Here is a 2,405-nt window from a genome sequence, read left to right as displayed (position 1 = left end):
ATGATGGCAGAGAGGTCACACCCGTTCCCATACCGAACACGGAAGTTAAGCTCTCTAGCGCCGATGGTAGTTGGGACCTTGTCCCTGTGAGAGTAGGACGTCGCCAAGCAAAAACCTAAGTCATTTTGACTTAGGTTTTTTTGTGTTTATTTTATTATTTTAAATTTAAAGGTAAGAATTACCTTTTCAAGAATATAGTCCAGATGTAAAAAGAATGTTTGTGATCTTACATAACCTTTTGTGCTTTTAAAGGATTTTACATTAGAAAAAATCTATAATTAAGGTAGTTAACATATATTTTTGATGGGTGTGGGGAATTATGAAAGAAATATGCATGTTATTAGTGGCTGTTATATTATGGGGTACAGCCATTGCGCCAACAAAATGGGCGTTAGAATCTATTCAGCCGTTTACTTTGTTATTTATTCGTCTTTTCTTTGCAGGTGGAATTTGTATGATATTCTCATTTAAGGAACTACAAAAATCAGTTGTACATAAAAAAGTTCCATGGAAAAGAATGAGTTTGTTAGCTTTTACCGGTGTAGCTGGTTATTTTATGTTTACATCCTACGGCATTTCTTTAACCAGTGGATTACATGTGAGTATTATAGATGCTGCGTTACCATTGGTTACAATTCTTTTTTCAGCACTCTTTTTAAAAGAGGAAATTCGATTGAATTATTGGATAGGAATTATATTGGGTGCTATAGGAGTACTCTTTATTACGATTCCATCTAAAAGTGCTAATCAAGAAGTGTCCTTAATAGGAGATATACTAATATTATTAAGTACTTTTCTATTTGCTTTCTACACAGTTTTGCTAAAACGACCAAAACAAGAACAGTATTTATCAAACGAGGTTTTTACAACATTAACTTTAATTATTGGAGCTGTTATTCTCTTACCGTTTGCACTGGTAGAAATTTTTTATTACGGTCTCCCAAAGGTTGAAACTTGGAAAACGGTACTTAGTGTAATATACCTTGTTATTGGAGCAACAATTTTAGCGTATTGGTTTTGGAATAAAGCGCTAGAGAGAGTTTCAGCATCAGTAAGCGGATTATATTTAAATGCATTACCATTAATAAGTATTATTACTTCAATTATTCTATTAAATGAATCTCTGACATGGAGAGTAATAATGGGAGCGAGTTTAGTCTTAATTGGAGTAGGATGGGCGGATAAGCAAAAGTTATGTAATCTATTAAAAGGTAACAAGGTGGAGAATAGAGACTGTTAAACAGTATGATTTATATAATTGAAATGTTAAAAAGATACCTTATATATGAGGTATCTTTTTTATTTAGCAAAGATAATAGACTAAAGTTAGTATGGATATTCTTTGCTGTATTTATATGTGTCGAAATCATTTTGAAATATTGTTTGGACAAGTTGTATACATTCAGTATCATAAAAGCTTTCAAAAGTTGGATGACGTGGAAATAAAGGATCAGTAATATCGCCTTCGCTAAAATTCCCTTTATAAATCATGGCGGGAGTTTGATGATGCCATGATGTTGAGAACTCATTTATTGGTGCGGTTTTTAATTCGAAACGCTTTTCTAATTCTTTCATTTCGTGATCGAAGTTTTCTAAGTATATATAATTGGTCACATATTCTTCTTCACCAGCTATATATTGTTGTGTGAAATGTGGGTTAATATCACTTGCGTGAGCCCCTTTTATAAATAGATAGTATAAAAATTGTTTAAATGAGATCCCTTTGGTGGAATTTTCATCTTGATATAAAAACTTTCGGATGGGTTTCCATTCGGGATTTTCCATATAAGGAGGTCCAATTAAGGACACGAAAGAACTGACTGCTCTCCTATAAGGGTTACGAACAAGTTTAAAAGTTTCTTTTTGTTTTTCTCGTAACGCTACTCCTAGTCGTACACTATAGGCAGGTGTACTTTTGTATATATCATATTCATAATTATGAATGAAAGGACTATAGCTTAGAGCGGTTTGTAATAAATCAATCTGGTAAAAGAACCACTTAGCAAGAGAAGTACAGCCGCTTTTTTGACTCCAAAATAGAATGATTGGAAACTTCCTATGATAGTGTGGGCTTCTTGAATGGGAGCTTATGATGTGTAATAAAGAAGGATTGAACAAGTTCTACACTCCTTTCAGTTATCTTATTGATATGTATGAGAAATAAAAGGGGGGTATGAGAGTCTTTTTCATCTTTTTTAAAAAAATGAAAGATTATTATTGACTATTATTATATAGAGGTGTAATATAGGACAAGTCGCCGATGACATTAACGTCGCAAGCGACAAACGAAATAAAAAAACTTAGTTGACATTAACTAACGAAGATGTTAACATAAGGAAGTCGCAAATGAGCGACCAAGTAGTTCTTTGAAAACTGAACGAAACAAACAACGTGAAACGTCAATT

At 32.9% G+C, this 2,405-nt stretch carries 2 protein-coding genes and 1 rRNA gene; 2 read left to right on the top strand and 1 reads right to left on the bottom strand.

Translation table 11 applies throughout. The features are described 5' to 3' along the window. A 5S ribosomal RNA gene (gene rrf, locus ACTFRM_RS31165) occupies positions 1-109 on the top strand; the annotation flags it as partial. A 210-nt stretch (positions 110-319) separates the two neighbouring features. Further along, positions 320-1,240, top strand: a complete 921-nt coding sequence (locus tag ACTFRM_RS31160) for a DMT family transporter (RefSeq protein ID WP_000658271.1) — start codon at positions 320-322, stop codon at positions 1,238-1,240. An 86-nt stretch (positions 1,241-1,326) separates the two neighbouring features. Here the strand turns inward: ACTFRM_RS31160 and ACTFRM_RS31155 are convergent, their stop codons facing one another. Beyond that, positions 1,327-2,118, bottom strand: coding sequence for a sulfotransferase family 2 domain-containing protein (locus ACTFRM_RS31155; RefSeq protein ID WP_000483018.1), 792 nt, complete (start codon positions 2,116-2,118; stop codon positions 1,327-1,329). Positions 2,119-2,405: the final 287 nt, after the last annotated feature.

Source organism: Bacillus cereus group sp. MYBK227-1 (assembly GCF_051916325.1).
GTDB lineage: Bacteria > Bacillota > Bacilli > Bacillales > Bacillaceae_G > Bacillus_A > Bacillus_A cereus.
The sequence above is the reverse complement of the archived record's forward strand: the minus strand, read 5'-3'. Positions and strand labels throughout refer to the sequence as shown.

Coding starts and splice junctions, on each gene's coding strand:
- ACTFRM_RS31160 (WP_000658271.1), top strand. CDS start 320: ATGAAAGAAATATGCATGTTATTAGTGGCTGTTATATTATGGGGTACA.